This is a genomic window from Pseudomonas sp. RIT778 (assembly GCF_019718735.1).
In the GTDB taxonomy this organism is placed as follows: domain Bacteria; phylum Pseudomonadota; class Gammaproteobacteria; order Pseudomonadales; family Pseudomonadaceae; genus Aquipseudomonas; species Aquipseudomonas aphyarum.
The window spans coordinates 131,766-153,661 of record NZ_JAIHBA010000012.1 but is presented as its reverse complement, the minus strand read 5'-3'; the positions used below and the strand labels follow the sequence as shown (position 1 = coordinate 153,661).

Annotated in this window: 18 protein-coding genes; 2 read left to right on the top strand and 16 right to left on the bottom strand. The window is 61.6% G+C overall.

Annotation, left to right across the window (positions count from 1 at the left end):
- The first annotated feature begins 61 nt into the window (after positions 1–61).
- Positions 62–1,924 (top strand): bifunctional O-antigen ligase/aminoglycoside phosphotransferase family protein, encoded by a 1,863-nt coding sequence (locus K5E37_RS09770; protein ID WP_221533691.1) that lies wholly within the window; start codon positions 62–64, stop codon positions 1,922–1,924.
- A 2-nt stretch (positions 1,925–1,926) separates the two neighbouring features.
- Complete coding sequence (locus tag K5E37_RS09765; RefSeq protein ID WP_007952252.1) at positions 1,927–3,150, top strand: acyltransferase; 1,224 nt, start codon at positions 1,927–1,929, stop codon at positions 3,148–3,150.
- A gap of 4 nt (positions 3,151–3,154) precedes the next feature.
- On the opposite strand, the gene K5E37_RS09760 is transcribed toward K5E37_RS09765, so the two are convergent.
- From K5E37_RS09760 to glnE, 16 genes are all read right to left on the bottom strand, one after another.
- Positions 3,155–3,778 (bottom strand): CatB-related O-acetyltransferase, encoded by a 624-nt coding sequence (locus tag K5E37_RS09760; protein ID WP_085608468.1) that lies wholly within the window; start codon positions 3,776–3,778, stop codon positions 3,155–3,157.
- A gap of 3 nt (positions 3,779–3,781) precedes the next feature.
- Positions 3,782–4,702, bottom strand: coding sequence for a glycosyltransferase (locus K5E37_RS09755; RefSeq protein WP_218191707.1), 921 nt, complete (start codon positions 4,700–4,702; stop codon positions 3,782–3,784).
- A 14-nt stretch (positions 4,703–4,716) separates the two neighbouring features.
- A complete protein-coding gene (locus K5E37_RS09750; protein ID WP_221533690.1) occupies positions 4,717–5,871 on the bottom strand; it encodes a glycosyltransferase in 1,155 nt (384 codons plus the stop codon).
- Entirely contained in the window at positions 5,868–7,304 is a 1,437-nt protein-coding gene (locus K5E37_RS09745; protein ID WP_221533689.1) for a PIG-L family deacetylase, read from the bottom strand. Before K5E37_RS09745 ends, K5E37_RS09750 begins: the two co-directional genes overlap by 4 nt.
- A gap of 8 nt (positions 7,305–7,312) precedes the next feature.
- Positions 7,313–8,209: an antimicrobial resistance protein Mig-14 gene (locus K5E37_RS09740; protein ID WP_007952259.1), complete on the bottom strand. Its 897-nt coding sequence runs from the start codon at positions 8,207–8,209 to the stop codon at positions 7,313–7,315.
- On the bottom strand, positions 8,209–9,339 hold the full coding sequence (locus K5E37_RS09735; RefSeq protein ID WP_221533688.1) for a glycosyltransferase: 1,131 nt from the start codon (positions 9,337–9,339) through the stop codon (positions 8,209–8,211). Before K5E37_RS09735 ends, K5E37_RS09740 begins: the two co-directional genes overlap by 1 nt.
- A complete protein-coding gene (locus tag K5E37_RS09730; protein WP_007952261.1) occupies positions 9,323–11,080 on the bottom strand; it encodes a carbamoyltransferase in 1,758 nt (585 codons plus the stop codon). The genes K5E37_RS09735 and K5E37_RS09730 overlap by 17 nt, the downstream gene beginning before the upstream one ends.
- Positions 11,081–11,252: 172 nt before the next feature.
- The gene (locus tag K5E37_RS09725) at positions 11,253–11,588 is read right to left on the bottom strand and encodes a YceK/YidQ family lipoprotein (protein WP_221533687.1); all 336 of its coding nucleotides are present in this window, start codon (positions 11,586–11,588) and stop codon (positions 11,253–11,255) included.
- Positions 11,589–11,747: 159 nt separating this feature from the next.
- Entirely contained in the window at positions 11,748–13,199 is a 1,452-nt protein-coding gene (locus tag K5E37_RS09720; protein WP_221533686.1) for a lipopolysaccharide kinase InaA family protein, read from the bottom strand.
- The gene (locus K5E37_RS09715) at positions 13,199–13,951 is read right to left on the bottom strand and encodes a lipopolysaccharide kinase InaA family protein (RefSeq protein WP_007952279.1); all 753 of its coding nucleotides are present in this window, start codon (positions 13,949–13,951) and stop codon (positions 13,199–13,201) included. Before K5E37_RS09715 ends, K5E37_RS09720 begins: the two co-directional genes overlap by 1 nt.
- Positions 13,948–14,682, bottom strand: a complete 735-nt coding sequence (locus tag K5E37_RS09710) for a lipopolysaccharide kinase InaA family protein (protein WP_007952281.1) — start codon at positions 14,680–14,682, stop codon at positions 13,948–13,950. Before K5E37_RS09710 ends, K5E37_RS09715 begins: the two co-directional genes overlap by 4 nt.
- A complete protein-coding gene (gene rfaP, locus K5E37_RS09705) occupies positions 14,682–15,488 on the bottom strand; it encodes a lipopolysaccharide core heptose(I) kinase RfaP (RefSeq protein ID WP_085608461.1) in 807 nt (268 codons plus the stop codon). The genes K5E37_RS09710 and rfaP overlap by 1 nt, the downstream gene beginning before the upstream one ends.
- The gene (locus K5E37_RS09700; protein ID WP_085685321.1) at positions 15,489–16,610 is read right to left on the bottom strand and encodes a glycosyltransferase family 4 protein; all 1,122 of its coding nucleotides are present in this window, start codon (positions 16,608–16,610) and stop codon (positions 15,489–15,491) included.
- Positions 16,610–17,671, bottom strand: coding sequence for a lipopolysaccharide heptosyltransferase I (gene waaC, locus K5E37_RS09695; RefSeq protein WP_221533685.1), 1,062 nt, complete (start codon positions 17,669–17,671; stop codon positions 16,610–16,612). The genes K5E37_RS09700 and waaC overlap by 1 nt, the downstream gene beginning before the upstream one ends.
- Position 17,672: 1 nt before the next feature.
- Positions 17,673–18,707 (bottom strand): lipopolysaccharide heptosyltransferase II, encoded by a 1,035-nt coding sequence (gene waaF / locus K5E37_RS09690; protein WP_039766536.1) that lies wholly within the window; start codon positions 18,705–18,707, stop codon positions 17,673–17,675.
- Between the two features lie 51 nt (positions 18,708–18,758).
- Positions 18,759–21,698 (bottom strand): bifunctional [glutamate--ammonia ligase]-adenylyl-L-tyrosine phosphorylase/[glutamate--ammonia-ligase] adenylyltransferase, encoded by a 2,940-nt coding sequence (gene glnE, locus K5E37_RS09685; protein WP_085608459.1) that lies wholly within the window; start codon positions 21,696–21,698, stop codon positions 18,759–18,761.
- Positions 21,699–21,896 lie beyond the last annotated feature (198 nt).

Below are 21,896 nucleotides of genomic sequence, written 5' to 3'. Positions count from 1 at the left end.
TTTCAGCATCAAATAGCCATCATCGAAATGGCCGATCAACTTCAGGATTGAATCTCTCAGCATGCAACTTCGCGGCTTCAGCAGTACTTCCAATCGAATTTTCGATTTCATTAGTCTGTGGATACTCCCCGCCGGCTACTTCCTGCTCTTGTGCGCACTGTTTTTCCTGCCGGGTCGCAGCCTGCATCACAAACTGTTTTACGGCTTGTTCAGCATTCCGACGCTGATCGCCATCTGCTTGCGCCCGCGGGCGTTCAAGGAGTTGCTCCAGGAGCCACTGATCATCGCACTGCTGCTGTTCGTCGCCTGGGCGCTGCTCAGCCTGTGCTGGGGACCGGGGGATGAACCGATCGGCGGTATGTTCAAGCCGCCGCTGCACACCTTGCTGTTGTTCGCCGGCTGCTACCTGCTGGTGCGCTATCGCAACGATATCCTCCAGCCCTTGCTGTTCACGGCGGCACTGGTTGCGCTAGTGGCCACCAGTGTCTTCCTGATCCATTTTGCCCGCACCTATGAGCCCGGGATGCGCCTGGTCGGTGGTGGCGCCTTCGACAACCCGCTGCTCAGTTCTCATCTGTTCGGTTTCTTTTGTGCCTACTGGCTCAGCATCAGCATGACCTGCAAGCGTCGCCAGCTGCTCTGGCTCAGTATGCCGGCGATGGCGATCATGTTCGCGGCGGTGATCGGCACCGGTTCCAGAACCCCGCTGGTCGCCCTGACCGCGGCGGCACTCTGGCTGTGCTTCATCTGCTGGAACCGTCGTTCGCTGCTGCTGCTGGGCGCGCTGGCCACCAGCGGTGCGGTGGTCATGGCCGTGTTTTCGCAAATGATCATCGAACGTGGCGACTCCTATCGCTTCGAAATCTGGCAACTGGCCTTGAACAAGATTTCCGATCATCCGTGGATCGGCCACGGCTATAACGCCAACCTGTCGATCGATCCCGGTGTCGGATACAACTTTCAGGAGCCGCACAGTTTTGCGCTGGGTGTCCTCTATTACGTCGGCCTGCTGGGCCTGCTGCCGTGGTTGTTCTTCCTCGCCTGGGGACTGCTGAGCAGTTGGCGCCAGCGTGTACAGCCCTTGCTGATCATCGCCTCGACCCTGCTGGTATTCGGTATCGGTGCGGGACTGACCGAGGGTGGCGGCATCCTTTCGCGGCCCAAGGAGCACTGGTTCCTGCTGTGGATACCGCTGGCACTGATTGCCGCACTGAGCATTAACCTGCGTGCCCGCCGCCTGCTGGACAGGCCGGTGGTAAAACGCTCGGCAGCCGACATGCAGCAGCTGAGCCAAAATGCCCGGATCATCGAAGAAGACGGCCTGGGGCCCAAAGTTCTGCGCCTGGAAGATGGCAGTTTCCTGAAACTATTCCGCCGTCGCCGCTGGTACACCTCCGGCACCTTCAATCCCTACTCCGAGCGATTTGCCGTGAACAGCGAGCAATTGCGCAGGGCAGGCATCCCGACCCCGGAGATACTGGGTCTTTATCGTCTCGAAGACGGCAGCAGCGCCGTTCATTATTCGCCTTTGCCGGGCCATACCCTGCGTCAGGTGCTGCAAGGCATCACGGCTCCCGCAGTACGCCAGGCCCTGGTGGAACGCTTTGGCAAGTTCATGGCCCAACTGCATGAACAGGGCGTGTATTTCCGCTCGTTGCACCTGGGCAACGTACTGGTGCTGGAGGATGGCGAATTCGGATTGATCGATCTGGCCGACCTGCGCATCTATCCGTCGCCCCTGAGCCTTTCATTGCGCCAACGCAACTTGCGTCACATGCAGCGCTACACGGAAGACAAGCGCTGGCTGTTCGAGGATCACTTCGATGCCCTGCTCCAGGGTTATTCGGTGACGGCCTCCAAAGCTGCGGTCGACAATCTGCACCGGCAGGTGCAACAGGGAGGTCGCCCGGTCCGGGCCCATTGATCATGACGGATACAAACCCAGTCTATGCCGCGATAGCGTATCTGCTTGCTATCGCGACTTCGGCTCTGCTCCTTCGCCTGCTACCCAAAGCGGCCACGCATTTGCAACATGCCGGCGAAAGCCGCTATGGCAGTATTGACGGCCTGCGTGGCTACCTGGCTTTTGGCGTATTCATCCATCACGCCATCATCACCTGGTTTTACCTGCGTACCGGTGTGATCGACTTTCCGCCCAGCAACTTCTACTCGCAACTGGGTCAGGCCAGCGTTGCGCTGTTTTTCATGATCACCGGTTTTCTGTTCTGGAGTCGTCTGCTCAAACAGGGCCGTGATCACGACTGGCAGGCCTTTGCGGTGTCACGGGTATTTCGGCTTTACCCTCTGTATCTGCCGCTGATGCTGATCGTGTTTGTCACGGTGTTCTACCTGCAAGGCTGGGAACTGAAGGACTCCGGTACACAACTGGCCGGGCAGATACTGGCCTGGCTGACCTTCGACCGACCTGACATCAATCAGTACCCGCAGAGCGGGATGTTGATTTCCAACGTGACCTGGACGCTGGCCTATGAGGTGTTTTTCTACCTGGCACTGCCGCTGCTGGGGCTGGTGTTCATCTATCGTGGACACTGGCTGCAAGTGGTGCTCTGCCTGATCGGGATCTACACCCTGTATCAGGTGGTCGGTTGGGAACATTCGCTGAAAAAGCACTTCCTGGCGAGTTTTCTGGGAGGGATTGCCGCAGCCTACTGGGTGCGTCGCCCGCAGCTGGCGGCATGGGGTCAGACACGTCTCGCCACCGTAATAGCCCTGCTGGCTCTGGTCCTGGTGATGACGCTGTACAAACGCGCCTTCAACCTGATGCCGTTGCTGCTGTTGACCGTGTTCTTCCTGATCGTGGCCTCGGGCAATCCGCTGTTTGGCGCCCTGCGCCTGCGCAGTGTCCGCTGGCTGGGAGAGATCAGCTACAGCACCTACCTGCTACACGGTTATGTGCTCTGGATCATGGTGCAGCAACTGCCGCACTTCATACCCTTCAACCCGCAAAACCCGATCCTCTATCTGCTGTTGATGGCCGTGTGCAGTTGCCTGCTGATCGTCATCGCCAGCCTGACATTCCTGTACATCGAAAAACCGGGCATTGAAGCGGGCAGGACATTTCTGCAGTGGTTGCGCCAGAAAAGGTCCGGGTCGAAGAAGCTGGCCGAGAAAGCCGTTCAGGATCGCTGAGCAGCTATGTCGATCGACGCTGTCGGGCGTAACTGAGGAATCCCTCGACGTCATCGCTGCACAGCGTGCCGGCCAGCCCGTTCAATTCGGCTTCCGGCCAGTCCCACCAGGCACTCTGCAACAGCTGGTGACGCTGTTCCTCGGGGAACCGCCAACGCAGGAACTTCGCGGGATTGCCCCCCATGACCGCGTAGGGTTCGACATCCCGCGTAACCAGCGCACCCGCCGCGATGATTGCACCGCTGCCGACAGTGACGCCCGACAGGATCGTGCAACCGGAACACAGCCAGACATCGTTGCCGATGGTCACGTCACCATGGGTGCCGCTGTAATCGCTGATGTGGGCCGCCTCCGGCAGCATCGCCGGAAACGGAAACGTGGTCACCCAGTCGGCACGGTGATGCCCACCGAGAAAAATCTGCACGCCTTCGGCAATCGAACAATAGGCGCCGATGTTCAGCGTCGAGCCTTCCTTCCAGTCATGCACCAGCGGCAAGCCATAACTGCCCCGACCGAAACCATAGTCAGGGTAGGCCTGCCGGAATCGCGCCGTGCCGCGTTCGATCTTCGGCAATTTGCGAATAGCCCGTTTCGCGCGTCGCTCGCGCCAGCGCTGAATCCAGCCCACGGCTCAGTCTTTTTCCAACGGTGAAAACAGCAACCGGCCCAATCCGCGCCAGGTCTTCTTGTTCCAGGCCTTGAACGGGATTTGCGCCAGCAGCTCCCGCGCCAGTTTGCGGTCACGGTTGGCGGTTTTCAGGAACATCGAGTTGAGCGACTTGTACCGGACTTCGTCGTACAGCGGATGATCGCTGAACAGCGCGTAGGTGCGCAGGATGTTCTCGATCATGAAACGGTGATTCTTGTAGGAGTTGGTGGCGTGCTTGCGGTAGCGCGCCATCACCACGTTCAGGCCATCGATGAAGTACCCGGCGCGGGTGATTTTCAGCTCGATGTACAGATCCTCAAGACGAATCGTCGGGTCGAACCCGCCCACCTTGTCCAGAGCCTCACGACGGATCATCAGGGTCGGTGCCGGCGGATACGGCTTGCGTTCCAGGAACATGTCATCGAAATCCGCGCGACGGAACGGCACGTCCCGGCGCTGACGCTTTTCCGGGTAGAGATTGCCGTCGGCGTCCATCAGCTCGATGTTGCCGGCGCAGATGCCCACTTCCGGTTTGCCGTCCATGTAAGCGACCTGAGTGGCGATCCGGTCGGGGTACATGATGTCGTCGGAGCCGAACGGCACGATCAGGCTGCCGTTGGCCCGCGCGATCGCGCCGTTGAGCGTATTGGTCAGGCCCTGGTTCTGCTGCACCCGGAAATCGAAACCGTGCTTTTCCTGCAAGGCCTGGATGCGCTCGACGCTGTCGTCCTTCGAGCCGTCGTCGACCACCAGCAGCTCGATGTTCTGGTAACTCTGATTGATGACGCTGAGGATGCTTTCCTCGATGTAAGGGCCATGGTTATAGGAGGCGATGATGACGGTGACGAGAGGTTGCTCACCGCTCACGGCTGCGGACTCGCTGATGGCTCTTTCTTCGCTCATGGCTCTTTCTTCGCTCACGGCTGTTCCTTGCGGGCCTGCTCCAGGCCGGAGTCGATCAGGTTCAGGTATTCCTGGCGGAACACCTCGATGTCGTGCTGCTCCTGCAAATAACGATAGGCCTGCTCGCCCTTGGCCTTGAGCTCGTCATCCGACAGCGCGAGGTAGGTGTCCAGCGCCGCAACCAGGCTCGGTACGTCCCTGGGCGTGATCGACAAGCCACCGGCACCTTCGATCAGCGGCAGCATGGCCGGCACGTTCGAGGCGATCACCGGCAGATGCCCGCTCATGCCTTCCAGCAAGGCCAGGCCCAGGCCTTCGGCCAGCGACGGCATGGTCCAGATATCGAACGCGCGCACGTACTGCAGGGCGTTTTCCTTGAAGCCCAGCAGGTGCGCCCGGCCGCTCAGGCCCAACTGTTCGATCTCGGTGGCCAGCGGCGCCTGCAGGCGTCCGGCACCGATGATGGCCAGTTGAGTGTTCGGGTATTTGTCTTTGAGTTGGGCGAAAGCCTGCAACAGATAAGTGTGGCCCTTGACCGATACCAGTCGCCCCAGCGCCCCGATCAGCCGCACATTCGGGTCGATGCCCAGCATTTCGCGCGCGCGTTCGCGGCTGTGCTGCAAACCCTCGGCCTGCTCGATGTCGATGGCGTTGGTGATCGCGTAGGTATTCTGGTCAGTGAAACCGCAATCGCAATCCAGCAAATACTGTTTGACCGCCGGCGACACGCCGACGAAGCGCCAGTGCCGATCGATCAGGCGCTGAGTCTGGCGACGACGGTAGAAGCGGTCGTACTCGCCGAAACCGTGGGAAATGCCGATGCACAGCGGCACTTTCAACCAGCGGTTCAGCGTCAGCATCATGTTCACCGGTTTGAAGCGGTTGCAGATCACCACATCGAACTTTTCCCGGCGGCAGAACTTGTACAGCTGCCACATCGCCCGCAGGCGCATGCCCTTCAGGGACTTGTCGGAAAACTCGAAATACACCGAACGGTCGGCCCGGCTGACGGCTTCGCCCGGCCCTGGCTTGCCGCGCAGGAAAGCGGCGGTCACTTCGTAACGATCGGTCGGCAGCGCCTTGACGATTTGCTCGGCGAGGTCGGCGAAATCATGGGATTTGACGTTGTAGTCGGGCTGCAGCTGCAACACCTTTGACCGTTGACTCATAAATCTCCCCGGTTGACGCCCGTTTCGCCCTGTTTGAGTAGCCAGAACAGCTCCTGGCGCCTGACCGCTTTTCTGAAAAATTCGTTCTCGCCGTAGACCGACGGCATCCGACCGGCCAGCAGTCGCTGAAACAGCCGGCGCAGGCGACGCTTGAACGGGGCCGGTGGCTGCAGGTCATGCATCATGCCCAGCGCCATGGCCTTGTCCCGTTGCAATTCGATCGACAGCGGCAGGCACAGCGGCTGCATCGCCACGCCTGCGTCGAACGCCGGCGGCAAGGCAATGCCCTGCCCACTGTCGCCCATCGGCCAGCGGTCATTGTCGTGCAAGTGATTGGCGTAACCGAGCAGGGTCGGTTGGTAATCGAGGCTGCGCAAGGCTTCCAGCACTGCCTCTTGAGCGCAGATATGGTCGGGATGCGGATCCAGCGTCGGGTGCGGCAACACGATCACATCCGGGCGCGCGCGGGCCAGTACGTCACGCAGGTCGGCCAGCAGGTTGTTCCAGGTCGGCGCGCCGTCGGCATCGCCGGGCAAGGCAAACGGATTCAGCTGACGAAACATCCGCGTGTCGTTCAGATCGGCTTCCCGCGAGCCAATCGGTTGATTGGGCGCAGCCTGCATCGCCGCCAGTTGCAGGCAGAAATAACCGAGCTGCACGCAATGTTCCTGCGGCACGCCAGCCCAGCGCGGTACGGCAAGACTGTCCCAGGCACGCAAGCGGCCCTTGAGCCGCGCCGCCTCGACCTTGTTCAGGCCCATCTGTTGATAGTGTTCGGCTTCGATCTCGCCGGCAGTCAGGGTCACGATCCAGGCTTCTTTGGCCTGGCTGTACAGACCGTAGGCGGCCAGTTCGGCATCGTCGGCGTGAGGGGCGATGACCATCACCCGCTGCTGGCGGTAGTCCGGTTGCTCCAGCGCCCACAGCACCGGCTCACCGGACACCCGGCAAAAGCGCCCGCGCAGACGCAACTGGCCTTGTGACAAGGCCTGCGCCTGACCGCTGAGGTTCAGATAACGCAGGCCATTGACGCCGCGTTCGAACGTCTGCGCATCGGGATGGGTGCCACCAGCCAACTCGACCCGAGGATCGAAGAAGCGTCCCAGAAAGCTGCTTCTGACCTTCACGGCGAGGATCAGCGTGGCGTCGTCCACCAGCATCACACCCTCGTCGAGGCGCAATTGCTCGCCGTTCAAATGCACTTTTGGCTGCGGTGTGAACGGCGGAAAGCTGTATTGGTAATCGTCTTTCGGCGAATAGAACAGGTGATCGGCGAACCAGGCTTCGTGGGCGATCCAGCCAATCACCGCCAGCACCAGCGGCAACCACCAGGCCACCAGCACGCCGAGGGCGATCAACACGATCAGTGCGATCAACAGGCCGATGCGCTTATTGCGCCGGTGACGCTTGAGCAGTTGCTGTTTGCGGCTCATGGGCTGACTCATACGGTGAAGACCGGCACAGGATTGCACCAGCGATCCTTGTATTCACGGTCGGCGCGACCGAAGGAAAAGCGCAGCGGCTTGTCCAGTGCCCGAGCGTGCTCCCAGGCAGATTGCGTATTGAGGAAACTCAGGACGCTGCCAGGGCTGAATTCGCGGGTTTCAGGATCGACGCCACCGTTGATGTACTCGACGCTGATCCACTCCGGGGCTTCGACGCGGTACACCAGTTGAATGGCGATCGGCGCATCGTTGAGGAAGATCACCGAGCCGATCAACAGCTCGCGCAACAGCTCGATGACTTCGGCCATGCGTGCCGCGCCAGTGGCCGGGAAACCCCAGCGACGCTGGAACAGGTCGCAATAAATGGCTGCCAGTTCGGCACTGGAAAAATCGCTGACCGGCCGCACCACCCCGCCCGCCTCTTCCAGCAGGCGCAGTTCGCGGCGCTGGTTGTAGCGAAACTTCTTCGACAGCTCTTCGGGAGTGCGGGCCATGGCCAGTTGTTCGGTCTGCAACTTGAGGCCGCTGAAGCGGTTTTCGTTGAGCGCCGACAGGTAGCGCCCGCGATGGCGCAGCGGGGCCTGGGCATCGGCGGCGGCCGGCAGGATCAGCTCGGCGTTGCCGAGGTCGAACAGGCCTTTCTTGCCGTTGCGTTTGAGCACGTCCTTGGACAAGGCCAGGTCGCGGCCCCAGGTCGGGATCGCGGCTTTGATTTCGCCCTGCTGTTCCCAGGCCAGATAGCGCACCGGGATGCCGGCCAGATTCGCCAGACGCTCAACGACCATGGGATGAGTCGCGACGCTGCCGCCGAAACGTTGCCAGGCCTGTGCATAAGTTGAGGCGTCAACGGGCGACCAGCCACGTTCGCGCCAGCCTTGAAATCGGTTGAGCATCAGCCCCTCGGTGCCAGATCGGTAACTTGCGGCAAATGCCAGAAGGTGTCGCGTACGGCGCGGTCGGAGAAGCGCTCGCGCAGGCGTTCGAACATCATCTCCGCGCATTGGCGACGCTGCTGCTCGTCCATACCGGCCAGATGTTTCAGGCCCTGGGCCAGATGTTCTGCGTCACCCAGCGGGAACAGAATGCCCACGCCTTCGACCACTTCCTTCGCCCCGCCACACGCCGTGGCCAGCAACGGCACGCCGGCGGCCATGGCCTCCAGCAGCACCATGCCAAACGGTTCGTGGTCGGAGCTCAAGGCAAACACATCGAACGCGCGGAAGTAATTGCGCGCATCCGGCACCTGACCGAGGAACAGCACGCGATCACCAACGCCCAGCTCACGGGCCTGCGCCTTGAGTTCGTCCTCAAGACGACCCTTGCCGAGAATCACCAGTTGGCTGTTGGCCGGCAGACCGGGCAATGCCGCGGCAAAACCGTGCAGCAGCGTGGCCTGATCCTTGTCCGGGTGCAGACGACCGACGTTGCCGACAATGAACGCATCCGCCGACAGACCGAGGGTCTCGCGGGCTTCACGGGCGGACACCTGACTCATCTGCAACGCCGAGACATCGATGCGGTTGTAAAGGGTCTGGATACGCGCCGCCGGCCATTTCGGCAGACAGTGGCGCATGTCGTCGCGCACCGCATCGGACACGCCGAGCAGGCTCAGACGCTTGCGGAAAATCTGCGCAAAGAGTTTGCGCGAGCCGCGTTTGTAATCGCCAAACGCGTGGTGCACGCCAATCACCGGCAGCGAAGTGCCGAGCAAGGCGATGTAGATCGGCTTGAAGCGATGGGCGATGCAGAAACTGAAATTGCGTGAAGCGGCGATCTTGCGCAGATCGCCGATGGCGCCCAGCTTCAGGCCACGAATGGCCTTGGAGCTGTATTCCATGAACAACACTTCATCGGAGGCGCAGGCCGCGGCCACCTCGCTATCGGCAGCCCCGGTCAGAAAGACCGTGGTGACCCGATAACCGGTGCCCGCGAACAGGCTGGCGTACTGCCGCGCGCAGTCGAGGAACGGCCCGTCATAGCCGTGACAGAACTGCAGCACATGGCGTTCAGCCGAGCGTGTCATAAGCGTTTGCGCCTTCTTTGACCACCAGGATGTCTTCCATGATCAGGTACTGCAGATCCGAGCCGAAGAACATGTTCAGGGCGTCGGTCGGCGAGCAGATCATCGGTTCACCACGGCGGTTGAGCGAGGTGTTCAGGGACACGCCGTTGCCGGTCAGCACTTCGAGCGCCTTCATCATGTCGTAGTAGCGCGGGTTGTATTCGCGCTTGAGCACCTGGGCCCGGGAAGTACCGTCTTCGTGGACGACTTCCGGCACGCGGGTCTTCCACTCTTCAGCCACTTCGAAGGTGAAGGTCATGAACGGCGCCGGGTGATCGATCTTGATCATCTGTGGCGCAACGGTGTCGAGCATCGACGGGCAGAAAGGCCTCCAGCGCTCGCGGAACTTGATCTGGTGGTTGATCCGGTCAGCCACGCCAGCCACGCTCGGGCAGCCGATGATCGAACGACCGCCCAGTGCACGCGGACCGAACTCCATGCGGCCCTGGAACCAGGCCACCGGGTTGCCATCGACCATGATCTTGGCGATCTGCTCCGGCATGTTGTCGAGCTTGCGCCAGGTCGGCTTGTTCTCGTGACGGGCGCATGCGGCGATCACGTCTTCGTTGCTGTACGACGGGCCGAGGTAGACGTGTTCCATCTTCTCGACCGGTACGCCACGGGCGTTGGACACGTAAGCTGCTGCGCCGACCGCCGTGCCGGCATCGCCGGAAGCAGGCTGTACGAACAGCTCCTTGACGTCGTCGCGGGCGATGATTTTCTGGTTGAGCTTGACGTTCAACGCACAGCCACCGGCATAGGCCAGCTTGCCGGTTTCCTTGAGCACGTCGCCCAGGTAGTAGTCGATCATCTGCAGCGCGATTTTTTCGAACAGCGCCTGAATGCTGGCGGCGTAGTGGATGTACGGCTCGTCGGCGATGTCGCCTTCGCGCTTCGGACCCAGCCACTCGATCAGCTTCGGCGAGAAGTAGTAACCCTTGCCCTTCTCTTTATAGCGACGCAGGCCGATCACGTTGGCGTAGTCGGTGTTGATCACCAGTTCGCCGTTCTCGAACGAGGCCAGACGCGAGAAATCGTATTTGCTGGCGTCGCCGTACGGCGCCATGCCCATGACCTTGAACTCGCCGTCCAGCATGTCGAAACCGAGGAACTCGGTGATCGCGCCGTACAGGCCACCGAGGGAGTCCGGATCGAAGAATTCCTTGATCTTGTGGATCTTGCCGTTTTCGCCATAACCGAAGAAGGTCGTGGCGTACTCGCCCTTGCCGTCGATGCCGAGGATCGCGGTTTTCTCTTTGAAACCCGAGCAGTGATAGGCGCTGGAAGCGTGGGCCAGGTGGTGTTCAACCGGCTCGATCTTGATTTTCTTCGGATCGAAGCCCAGTTGCTCCAGGCACCAGACGATCTTGTTGCGATAGCGCTTGTAGCGACGGTTGCCCATCAGGATCGCGTCGAGTGCGCGGTCCGGGGCGTACCAGTAACGCTTGGCGTACTGCCAGCGAGCCTTGCCGAAAATGCTGATCGGGGCGAACGGAATCGCGACCACGTCAACGTCGGACGGCTTGATGCCTGCCTGCTCCAGGCAGAACTTCGCCGATTCGTAGGGCATGCGGTTCTTTGCATGTTTATCGCGTACGAAGCGCTCTTCCTCAGCCGCCGCGACCAGCTTGCCGTCGATGTACAAGGCTGCTGAAGGATCATGGCTAAGGGCGCCGGACAGGCCAAGAATCGTCAATGCCACAGGGGTCTAGCCTCTTTAGTCTGCATTCAGGCGCGATGCGCCTTGAAAAATGATGTGCCCTCGCACCGGGCGAGAGACAGCTAAAGGGCGGGATTATAGCGTAAACGTGGCGGGAATGACCCTGTGCGAATTGCCCCATGTCGTTCAACCCACAGAACCCTTGTCCATGGGCCTATCCACGGCTTGGTCGCCAATAAACACTGATATTCCCGTCCACTGCCTGGCGATAGATCGTGTAAGGCAGAAACGCCGTGTCGAACACCCCGGACAGGGTCAGGTCGAGCAGGACGACCGGCACCAGAATGCCAGTAGGATCGGGCGGCGCGTGCAGCAGGCAGAAATCGTGGGCGAGCCCGCTGTAGATGCGCGGAATCGACTGACAGTAGGTCTTCTGTTTGCGCAGGCCGCGCGTGGCGCCTTCATCGTCCTGCAACACCGTGACGGCGGTGCCGCAGCCGGACAGTACCAGGGAAAATGCGCCGATCGTGATAGCGTTTTTGATGCTCAAGGTTTGCCCTCCGGGAACGTCGGGGCAAACTAGCATCGGGGTTTTGCGAGGGGCAGTTCATGGGTTCCGGGAAGACCGTAGGACAAGTCACAAGGATTTGTCGCCACATGCCTTACCCGAATTCAACTGCAGAAATGTCTTACGCGCTGGCGAAAACAATCATGCAGTGCCCACTACATCCTTGGGCAATCGCTGATCGATCACATGATACAGCGCACTGCTCTCAGGCCAGTTGCGCATGAACCGCGCGCGATCCCGGGCATAGGCCGGGGCGAAGCTGCCCACCGAGCCGTGCTGGCACATCGAGTCCAGATCGATCAGCGCCCAGCGGTCTTCTTGCCAGAACAGGTTATGACCCTTGAAGTCGCCATGGCTGATGCGTTCGGCGACCAACCGTGCAAACAGCTGATCCAGTGCCTGCAATTCGCTTTCAGGCGCTTCACCGCTTTCAACATATGGCGCAAAGCGCTCGATGATGTCCGGCCCCGCCAAGTGTTCGGTGATCAGATAGGCCTTGCTGCGCAGCCAGAAAAACCGGGTTTCCAGTACTGCCAGCGGTTTTGGTGTGGCAATGCCGAGAAACGCCAGGCGATTGCCTTCGCGCCAGGAATGCCAGGCGCGGCTTGGACGCCAGAAGCGCTTCAGCCAATGGGCAAAATTCTTGATGTTGTAACGCTTGATCACCAGAGGACGCCCGGCAACCTCGACCTTGCCGACACTGGCCGCGCCGCCGGTCTTGTACAAATGGCCCTGATCGAGCAAGGCATCGGCCTGTTCCAGCACCGGCAGCATCGCGGGCTCTTCCTCGCGGCGGATCGACCGCAGACCGAACGCGCCGCGCTTGACGCTGAACAGCGTGCATTCACGACCGACCTTGATCAGGTAATCCTTCAAGCGCCAGGCGCGCACCTTGTCGATCTGCTTTTGCAGGGCTTCCAGCGGCAGCGCGTGTTCGCTGTTGCTCAGCAGGTAATACACCAGCAATTCTTCGGTGAACGGCTCGAGCGATTTGGGCAACTGGGCGAAGAACACCCCGAGGTTTTCCAGCACTTTGTGCCGGGACAACGGCTGGCCGGCATTTTCTGCACAGATACCGGCGCCATCGATCAGATACAGCTGACCACCGTGGCGCAGCAGGTTGTCCAGATGCAGGTCTTCCTGCCACAGGCCTTTGCCGTGCAACTGACCGATGGCACCAAGCGCTTCGGCCAGCACCGCCGATTGTTCGTCGGCCAGCACCGGCAAGGATTCGACCTTGCTCCAGGCATCGCCCAGGCTCTCGGCGCCTTCGAGGAACTCGAACAGCAGCCAGCCACCCTCGCCGTCCTTCAAGCCATCGGCCAGCAGCAACGGCGTGGTCATGCCCTGGGCGGCGAGCAGTTTCACGCCCTCCAGTTCACGCTGAAAATGCCGCGCTGCCTTGCTGCCGACCAGCAATTTGGCCAGCACCGGACGCCCGCGCCACACACCGGCACCGACGTAACGCTGCCCCGGCAACACCCGCAACAGGCTGAGCAACTGCAAATCGGCAGCGCCCGCCGCATCGGCCAGCGAAACCGTCAGCGGCAGACTCGGCGTACGCCCGGCATTTTTCAGGTCGGACAGCTGCATCAGCGGGTCTCCTTGCGACTGCGCCGCGCGGTCAGCCGCGTGACCCAGCTATCGACCAGCGAACTGTCCGTCGATTGATCGAGATACGCCGCCAGCAGCTCACGCAATTGCGCTTCGCTCCACTCCGGCGCACGGCGCAGCAGCGGCTCCAGATCCTTGACCCGGTCACGCATACCGAACAGCAACGGCCGAGTCTTCTCCAGGTCGATCAACTGGGCCTGATAGCCGTCGCCCTCGGCACGCAGGAAAATGTGTTTTGGATAGAAGCAGCCATGCACCTGACGCATGCCGTGGAGATGGCGCGCCAACAGGCCGCAGGACTTGAGAATCGCCGATTGCTGCGCGGCATCGAGGTCCGACCAGCGCTGCAACAGCGAATCGAGATCGTCCCAGCCGTCCAGCGCCCGGGTCAGCAGGATCGCACGGACTTCGCCGTTGACCTTGCGCTCACCGAAGAACGCCGCCTGCAACGCCGGAATGCCGAGCTTGTTGTAACGACTGATGTTGCGAAATTCCCGGGCGAACGTCGGCTCGCCGAAGGGCGCGTGCAGGGTGCGGGTCAGGTAATTGCACTGGCGCTTGAGGTAATAGCCATGCCCTTCCAGATCCAGACGAAACACGCTGCTCCAGCCGCCGCCATCGGTGTTGGGCTCATCCACGGCGTCGAGCTGCTTGGACCACAGCGCATCGAACGTGCCGAGACCGTGGCGCTCCAGCAGCGCACGGTCTTCAGCGGCCAGAAAATCAGTCATTCGCGTCCCTCGAAAAATCTCACCACGTGGCGAATCCGTTGCTTGTCGGCGGCATTCAGCCGATCACGTCCACGGTATTGCAGGTAAAAGCGCAGGCGCTGGGTGTTCGACAGGTGATACTTGGCCACCTTGTCGAGGCAGGCCAGATCCTTGGTGATCCGATACTTGAGCCAGAAACCGCGCCAGAAATCGCCGTTCGGGCAGTCGATCAGAAACAGCTGCGCCTGATCGTCGATCAGCAAATTGCGCCACTTCAGATCGTTATGGGTGAAGCGGTGGTCGTGCATGACACGCGTATAAGCAGCCAGCTGCCGACTGACGCCGTCGACCCAGGCACGATCCTTGAGCTTGGGATCGTTGCGTTCGGCCAGCGCCGACAAGTCTTCGGTGCGCGGCAGTTCACGGGTGATCATCGCCCCGCGATCGTAGGCCATGCCGTTGCGCTCCAGCCCCCACGCCACCACTTCGGCGGTGGGAATGCCCCACTTGGCGAAGCGTTTGAGGTTCTGCCATTCCATCTTCACCCGGGGCTTGCCCAGATAACGCCGCAGGCCCTTGCCGGCACCGGTGTAGCGCTTGACGTAATAGTTGACGCCGTTGAGTTGCACGCGAATGACTTCGGACAATGGATCGCGAGTCAGGCGCTCGCCCTGAAGGGCAAATACCGCTTCGAGGCTACCGAAATACTGCGCAAGTTCACTGTACTCAGGCTCCAGATTCCAACCCGCCATCAGAGCGCATCCCCGTACCGTTGCTTGCGCGCGTAGAGCTTGTTGGCCTTGCCTTCGAGCCAGCTCAGCAACGGCGCTTCTTCAGCCAGGATCTGGCGCAGCGGTTGCTGGAAGTAACCTTTGAGGAAGCGCAGCTTGTCGCGGCGGGTCAGGCCGATGTCCAGTGCGGAAAAGTACAGCGCCGCCAGATCCTTGTTGCGCCAGCGCTGAGTGATCGCCGGACGGGTCTGGGCGCGGTGCAGGTCGATCACCGAGAGTTTGAAATCTTCGGGCGTGACCGGTTTGTCGGTGTGCAGCAGGAAGTGGCAGATGTAGCAGTCGCGGTGATTGACCCCGGCGCGATGCATCATGCCGGTCATGCGCGCGACCTCGGCGATCAGCGCCCGCTTGAGTTTCGGCTGCGGCGGTTGCTTGACCCAGTCGATGCTGAAGTCTTCGAGACTGATGGTCGGCGCCAGCTCTTCGGTGACGATGAACGAATGCTGATCCGCCGGGTTGCTGCCCTTCTCGCCGTAAGCGACGGCGGTCATGGTCGGCACGCCGACTTCCTGCAAACGCTGGATGGCTTTCCATTCCTGACCCGCGCCGAGCACCGGCAGTTTGGCGGTCAGCAGGTTCTTGAAGATCTCGCCCCAACCGATGCCCCGGTGAATCTTGACGAAAAAGCCATTGCCGTCGACTTCCGTGCGCAACGTCCGGCGGGCTTCCAGCTCGCGGTACACCTCGCCCTGCAAGCCCTCGACTTCCACGAATGCATCGCGGCCAGCCCACAGGCTCTTGAACGGTTCAGCCAGCATCAACTTCATTTAAGCGTGCTCCGCCAGAATCACATCGGCCGCGTGCTGCGGCATGCTGTAGAGGTCGGCCGTCTCGGCGAAGGCCAGACCGTTGCGGCTCCAGGCCGCCCGTGCAGCGTCGTCGTTCAACATGTCAGTCAGGTATTGCGTCAGTTGCGCCTGATCGAACGGTTCGTCCAGCACTCGCCCGGCGTCGGCCTCGGCGATGTAATGGGCGTAACCGCAGACCGCGCTGACCAGCACCGGCAACCCGGCGACCAGCGCTTCAAGCAGCACCGTACCGGTGTTTTCGTTGTACGCCGGGTGGATCAACAGATCGGCGCCGAGCAGGAAACGCGGGATATCGCTGCGCCCCTTGAGGAACGTCACGTTGTCGCCCAGGCCCAGCGTCGCACTCTGCATCTGGAACAATTTGGGGTCATCCTGGCCGATTACAAACAGCCGGGTGCGTTTCTTCAGCTCGGCAGGCAATGCGGCCAGCGCTTTCAGGCTGCGATCAACACCCTTTGTCTTGAACCCGGAACCGATCTGCACCAGCAGCAGTTCGTCGTCCTTGAGATTGAATTCGGCGCGGAAACCGGCGCGAATCTGGTCGGCATCCGCAGGGCGGCGACGGTCCTGGGCGATGCCCGGCGGCAGCAGGTGGAAGCGTTCCAGCGGCGTGTCGTAATGCTTGATGAACAGCGGCTGCTGCACTTCGGAAATCATCAGCACTTCGGTCTTCGCGTCTTTGGCGAACACTGCGCGCTCGTACTCGGCGAAGTGGCGGTAACGGCCCCAGCGGCGATACAGCGAATTGCGCAGGTTCTGCGCCTTGTCTTCGAAGCAACCGTCGGCGGCGTAGTAGACGTCCAGCCCCGGCATCTTGTTGAAGCCGATCAGGCGGTCCACCGGGCGCTTGGCCAGGTCCGCTTCCATCCACGCGCTGAGCTTTTCGTTGCGCCGGTGATTGAAGAACGCCTTGACCGGCGCCACCAGCACTTCGAAACCGGGTGGCACGTCGCCTTCCCAGATCAGGGTGTAGACGCGGATCTGGTGCCCGCGCTTCTGGCATTCGAGGGCGATGCGCATGAAATCGCGCTGCAAGCCACCGAACGGGAAATATTTGTACAGGACAAAAGCCAATTGCATCAGCGCAGCTCCTCAGCCATCAACAACGTGCTCAGTCGGCTGGCAACACGCTCGGGATTCAGACGCGTGAAGCACAGGGGCCACTCGCGTTTCAGGTCAAACTGACGGGCATCCTGCGCGGTCGGTTGATACGTACATTTCTTTTGCAGGCACGGCGCGCACGGGAAATCGCTGCCGAGGTGAATCTGCAGCTTGCCGTAGGCGCCGGTCAGGCCCGGATTGGTCGGGCCGAACAGGGAAATCGTCGGCACATCCAAAGCGGCGGCAAGGTGACCGAGGCCGGTGTCCACCGCGACGCAGGCCTGGGCGCCGGCGAGCACCTTGCCGACCCCGGCCAGGTTCAGCTTCGGCAGCACTTCGGCGTGTTTGAAACCGGCGGCGATGCGCTCGGCCCGGGCCTTCTCCAGCGGGCTGCCCCACGGCAGCTTGATCCCGACGCCGAGGTAGCCGACCCGCTCGGTCAGCTCGCGCCAGTAGGCTTCCGGCCAGTGCTTGGTGTCCCAGGTGGTGCCGTGGAGGAACACCACGTAGGCATTTTTGCGCGGCAGTTCGACCAGACGCTCGACGTTGAGGCCGTAATCGCCCAGGCCTTTGGGCAAGTCATAACCCAAGGCGATAGCGAACAATTGGCGCACACGCTCGACAGCATGCTGACCTCGGGCCACCGCCAGTTTGCGGTCATAAAAGCGCGCGGCGATCGGCTCGCGGGCCGAGCCCTTGTCGAGACCGGCCACCGGGGCTTTGACGTAGCGGGTCAGCCAGGCGCTTTTCAGCAGGCCCTGAGCGTCGATCACCAGATCATATTTATTCGCCCGAACGGATTGCTTGAAGCGCTTCCATTCGCCGCTGGTGATGGTTTTCCAGATGTTTTTGCGCCAGCGGCGGATCGCCACCGGAATCACTTTGCCTACGGCCGGGTGCCAGGTCGGAATCTCGGCGAAACCTTCTTCCACCACCCAGTCGAACTTGATCCCGGGAATCGCCCGGGCGGCGTCGGTCAGCGCCGGCAACGCGTGAATCACGTCGCCCAGCGATGAAGTCTTGATCAGCAATACCCGCAAGTTAATGAACCTCGACCACAGAGCCCTGCAAACGCTGCAAGGCATCGTTGACCGCGTCCGGCATCAGCTGGCGCAGACAGTTGTAATGGCCGAAACGGCAAGTGCGGTCGAAGCAAGGGCTGCAATCGAGGCCCAGACGGACGATTTCCACATGCTCGGCCAGCGGCGGGGTGAAACCCGGCGAGGTCGAACCGTAGACCGCCACCAACGGACGATTCAGCGCGGCGGCCACGTGCATCAGGCCGGAATCGTTGGAGACCACCGAGTCGGCGCAGGACATCAGGTCGATGGCCTCGGCCAGCGAAGTGCCGCCGCTGAGGTTCACTGACTCTTCGCGCAGGCCCGGAATCAGCCGCGCGCGAATGTCTTCGCCGACCGCGTGATCGTTCTTCGAGCCGAACAGCCAGACCTGCCAGCCTTCGCGGATACGCGCCTCGGCGACCTTGGCGTAATGCTCGGACGGCCAGCGTTTGGCTTCACCGAATTCGGCGCCGGGGCACAACACCAGCACCGGACGGTCGAGGGTCAGACCGAACTTGGCCAATGCGGCCTCGCGGGTCACCGGATCGATTTGCAGACTCGGGCGCGGATAAGGTTTCGGCAGCTCGGCGTTCGGCTCGTAGGCCAACGCCATGAAACGCTCGATCATCAGTGGATAACGTTCTTTATCCAGCGTGCGCACGTCATTGAGCAGGCCGTAGCGGAATTCGCCGCGCCAGCCGGTGCGTTTCGGGATGCCGGCGAAGAACGGCACCAGCGCCGACTTCAGCGAGTTCGGCAGCAGGATCGCCTGGTCGTACTGGCCGGCCAGGGATTTGCCGATCCGCCGACGGGTCGCCAGCTCCAGCGCGCCGTGGCCGAGCGGGAAGCTCAAGGCCTTGCGCACTTCGGGCATGCGTTCGAGGATCGGCCGGCTCCACTCGGGGGCCAGCACGTCGATTTCGCACTGCGGGTGGCGCTGCTTGAGACACTGAAACAGTGTCTGCGCCATCACCATGTCACCGACCCAACTGGGCCCAACGATCAGAATATTCATGTGGTTTCCATAAACGAACCGGGGAGGCTTTACGCCTCCCCGTCTCGAGAATCAGCTTAGCCCCAGCTCACGCCAGATCCGCATCACCTGCCGCCGTTCGTCTGCGAACTGATCGCCCGGTATCACCCCGGCGTCCTTCTGCAAGGCCTGCCGGTGGGCGGCGGAACGATAGGCCTTGTAGGCCTCACGCAACAGGCTGGCGTCTTCGGCAGGCATCAGCCCTTCGTGCTCCAGCTCTTCCAGAATGCGGATATTGTCCGTCCAGCGCAGCAACGGCGGGTGGGTTTGCGACCACGCCAGAGCCGCGTATTGCACCATAAATTCAATATCGACGATACCTCCGGCGTCCTGCTTGAGGTCGAACGGCGCCGTGGCCTCGAAGGCATTCGCCCCGGTACCGGCGGCGGTGCTCTTGCTGCCGAGGTTGTCGCGCATCTTGGCGCGCATCTCACTCACTTCCTGTTGCAGTTTCGCCAGATCCCGCGCCTTGCCCAGCACCTGGGCCCGGACGTTCTCGAACGCCTGGCCGACATCCTTGCTGCCCACCAGCACCCGCGCCCGCACCAGCGCCTGATGTTCCCAGGTCCAGGCTTCATTTTCCTGATAGCGCGCAAACGCGCCGAGCGAACTGACCAACAGCCCGGACGCCCCGGACGGACGCAGGCGCATGTCCACTTCGTACAGCTGACCGGAGTTGGTCTGCGCGGTCAGCAAGTGAATGATCCGCTGGCCGAGCCGGGTGAAGAACTGCGTGCCATCGATCGGTTTCGGGCCATCGGTTTCGGCCTGCTGGTCGCCATCGTGGATGAACACCAGGTCCAGATCCGAACCATGCCCCAACTCGATCCCGCCGACTTTCCCATAACCGACAATGATGAAGCCGGGATCGCACAGCGTGCCATCGGTGCGCAGCGGCGTGCCGTACTTGGCCACGGTCTGGCGCCAGGCCAGGGCCAGCACTTGTTCCAGAATCGCTTCGGCCAGCCAGGTCAGGTAATCGCTGACTTTCATCAATGGCAGGCTGCCAGCGATTTCCGAGGCGGCGACGCGCAAGCGATGCGCCAGTTTGAAATGGCGCAGCGCTTCCATCTGTTGTTCGAGGTCGTCTTCCGGGATCCGCGTCAGGCGCTCGCGCAACTCGGCGGCCAGTTCCGGCGCCAGCGGCGGCTTGAACAACCGGCCTTCGTTGAGCAGTTCATCGAGCAGCAGCGGGAAACGGGTGATCTGCTCGGCGATCCACGGACTGGCGGCGCACAGCGTCAGCAAACGCCGCAGCGCGCCGGGGTTTTCCGTCAGCAGCACCAAATAAGCCGAGCGCCGGGCTACCGCTTCGACCAGCGGCAACACCCGCTCAAGCACCAGATCGGGATTTTCATGCTCCACCGCCTGGGCGAGCAGACGCGGAATAAAGGCATCGAGACGCTCGCGCCCCAGACGCTGCATCGCCCGCAACTGCGGGCTGGCACGCAGGCTCGCCAGTGCCTTCAAGGCCTTGGTCGCGTCAGCGAAACCGCCCTCTTCCAACTGGCGACAGGCCGCTTCCTCGTCCTGAGCCTCTTCCCACAGCGGCAGCCATTCACCGCCGACCACCACTTCGCTCTCGACGCCTTCGTCCTCATCGGGATCGGCGATCACTTGCGCAAAGTGCCACGCCACCCGGCCGCGCCAGAACATCAGCTTCTCGTGGAATGCCTCCCAGTCGTGGAAACCGAGCATGAATGCGATACGCGCCTGATCCTGAGCGCTGTCCGGCAGCATCTGGGTCTGGCGGTCGGCAATCGCCTGAATCGCGTGTTCGGTGTAACGCAGGAACTCGTAACCTTCGCGCAGTTCGCTGATCACCGCCGGCGGCAGATAGCCCTGCCCTTCGAGCGTGCTCAACACCTTTAATAGAGGGCGCTGTTGCAGACTCAGGTCGCGACCGCCGTGAATCAGTTGAAAGGCTTGGGCGATGAACTCGACTTCGCGGATACCGCCCGAGCCCAGCTTGATGTTGTCGGCCATGCCTTTGCGTCGCACTTCCTGCTGGATCAACTGCTTCATGGTGCGCAGTGCTTCGATCGCCGAGAAGTCCAGATAGCGCCGGTAAACGAACGGCCGCAGCATTTCCTGCAACTGCTCGCCCGCCACCTGATCGCCGGCCACCACCCGCGATTTGATCATCGCGTAGCGTTCCCAGTCGCGGCCCTGATCCTGGTAATACTGCTCCAGCGCATTGAAGCTCAGCACCAGCGCGCCGGACGAGCCGTACGGGCGCAGGCGCATGTCGACGCGGAACACGAAGCCGTCGACGGTGATAGGGTCGAGGGCCTTGATCAGGCGCTGGCCGAGGCGGATGAAGAATTCCTGGTTATCCAGCGGGCGCTTCACGCCGACGGTTTCGCCGCCCTCGGGGTAGGCGAAGATCAGGTCGATGTCCGAAGAGAGGTTCAGCTCGACCGCGCCGAGCTTGCCCATGCCGAGGATGACCATTTGCTGCGGTTCGCCGCTGCGCCGGCCGGTCGGCGTGCCGAACTGGTCGCAATGGCGACGGTACAACCATTGATAGGCCTGATCGATGCTGGCGTCGGCCATGTCCGAGAGATCGCGGCAGGTCTGCACCAGATCGGCCTGGCGGTTGAGGTCGCGCCAGATGATGCGAACCTGATGCCGGGTGCGCTGACGACGCAGGGCCCGGCCCAGTTCATCTTCGGTCTGGGCGAGGCTGACGGCGGCGGCGATCTGCCCGCACAACTCACCTTTGGCGAACGGCCGGTCCAGTTCGCCGGACTGCACCAGCGACAACAACATCAAAGGGTCACGAACGCTCTGTTCAATGACGAAATCGCTGGCGGCGCTGACGCGGGCGAACTGCGCCCAGCGTTCCGGCGTCCAGGACGAGAAGCCGTGATCGTCTTCCAGTTGACCGACGGCCGCACGGAACGACTGCTCCGATCGGCTGACCAACGGCAGGAGAATGGCGGGCAGTTCGGCAAGCGCGGGCAGGGTCATGGTCTATCCTTGATCGGCGTGTAAATGGCCGCTTGTAGTGATGATCGAAAAACCGCTACGCGAAGGACTGTCGAACAAAAGTGAGAAATAGCTGAAATTTCTTTTTCTTTGGCAGCCAGCATCAAACTTTCACCTTTTTCGGATGGCTAAAGACCAACCTTAACGATTATTCTCACAACGCAGTCGGAGGCCACAAGC

Excerpts from the sequence above, each read along its gene's own strand:
- glnE (WP_085608459.1), bottom strand. The coding sequence starts at position 21,698 with ATGACCCTGCCCGCGCTTGCCGAACTGCCCGCCATTCTCCTGCCGTTG.
- waaF (WP_039766536.1), bottom strand. The coding sequence starts at position 18,707 with ATGAATATTCTGATCGTTGGGCCCAGTTGGGTCGGTGACATGGTGATG.
- K5E37_RS09700 (WP_085685321.1), bottom strand. The coding sequence starts at position 16,610 with ATGCAATTGGCTTTTGTCCTGTACAAATATTTCCCGTTCGGTGGCTTG.
- K5E37_RS09720 (WP_221533686.1), bottom strand. The coding sequence starts at position 13,199 with ATGCAGCTGTCCGACCTGAAAAATGCCGGGCGTACGCCGAGTCTGCCG.
- K5E37_RS09710 (WP_007952281.1), bottom strand. The coding sequence starts at position 14,682 with ATGGCGGGTTGGAATCTGGAGCCTGAGTACAGTGAACTTGCGCAGTAT.
- K5E37_RS09770 (WP_221533691.1), top strand. The coding sequence starts at position 62 with ATGCAACTTCGCGGCTTCAGCAGTACTTCCAATCGAATTTTCGATTTC.
- K5E37_RS09750 (WP_221533690.1), bottom strand. The coding sequence starts at position 5,871 with ATGAGTCAACGGTCAAAGGTGTTGCAGCTGCAGCCCGACTACAACGTC.
- K5E37_RS09765 (WP_007952252.1), top strand. The coding sequence starts at position 1,927 with ATGACGGATACAAACCCAGTCTATGCCGCGATAGCGTATCTGCTTGCT.
- K5E37_RS09755 (WP_218191707.1), bottom strand. The coding sequence starts at position 4,702 with ATGAGCGAAGAAAGAGCCATCAGCGAGTCCGCAGCCGTGAGCGGTGAG.
- rfaP (WP_085608461.1), bottom strand. The coding sequence starts at position 15,488 with ATGAAGTTGATGCTGGCTGAACCGTTCAAGAGCCTGTGGGCTGGCCGC.
- K5E37_RS09740 (WP_007952259.1), bottom strand. The coding sequence starts at position 8,209 with ATGCTCAACCGATTTCAAGGCTGGCGCGAACGTGGCTGGTCGCCCGTT.
- K5E37_RS09715 (WP_007952279.1), bottom strand. The coding sequence starts at position 13,951 with ATGACTGATTTTCTGGCCGCTGAAGACCGTGCGCTGCTGGAGCGCCAC.
- K5E37_RS09745 (WP_221533689.1), bottom strand. The coding sequence starts at position 7,304 with ATGAGCCGCAAACAGCAACTGCTCAAGCGTCACCGGCGCAATAAGCGC.
- K5E37_RS09735 (WP_221533688.1), bottom strand. The coding sequence starts at position 9,339 with ATGACACGCTCGGCTGAACGCCATGTGCTGCAGTTCTGTCACGGCTAT.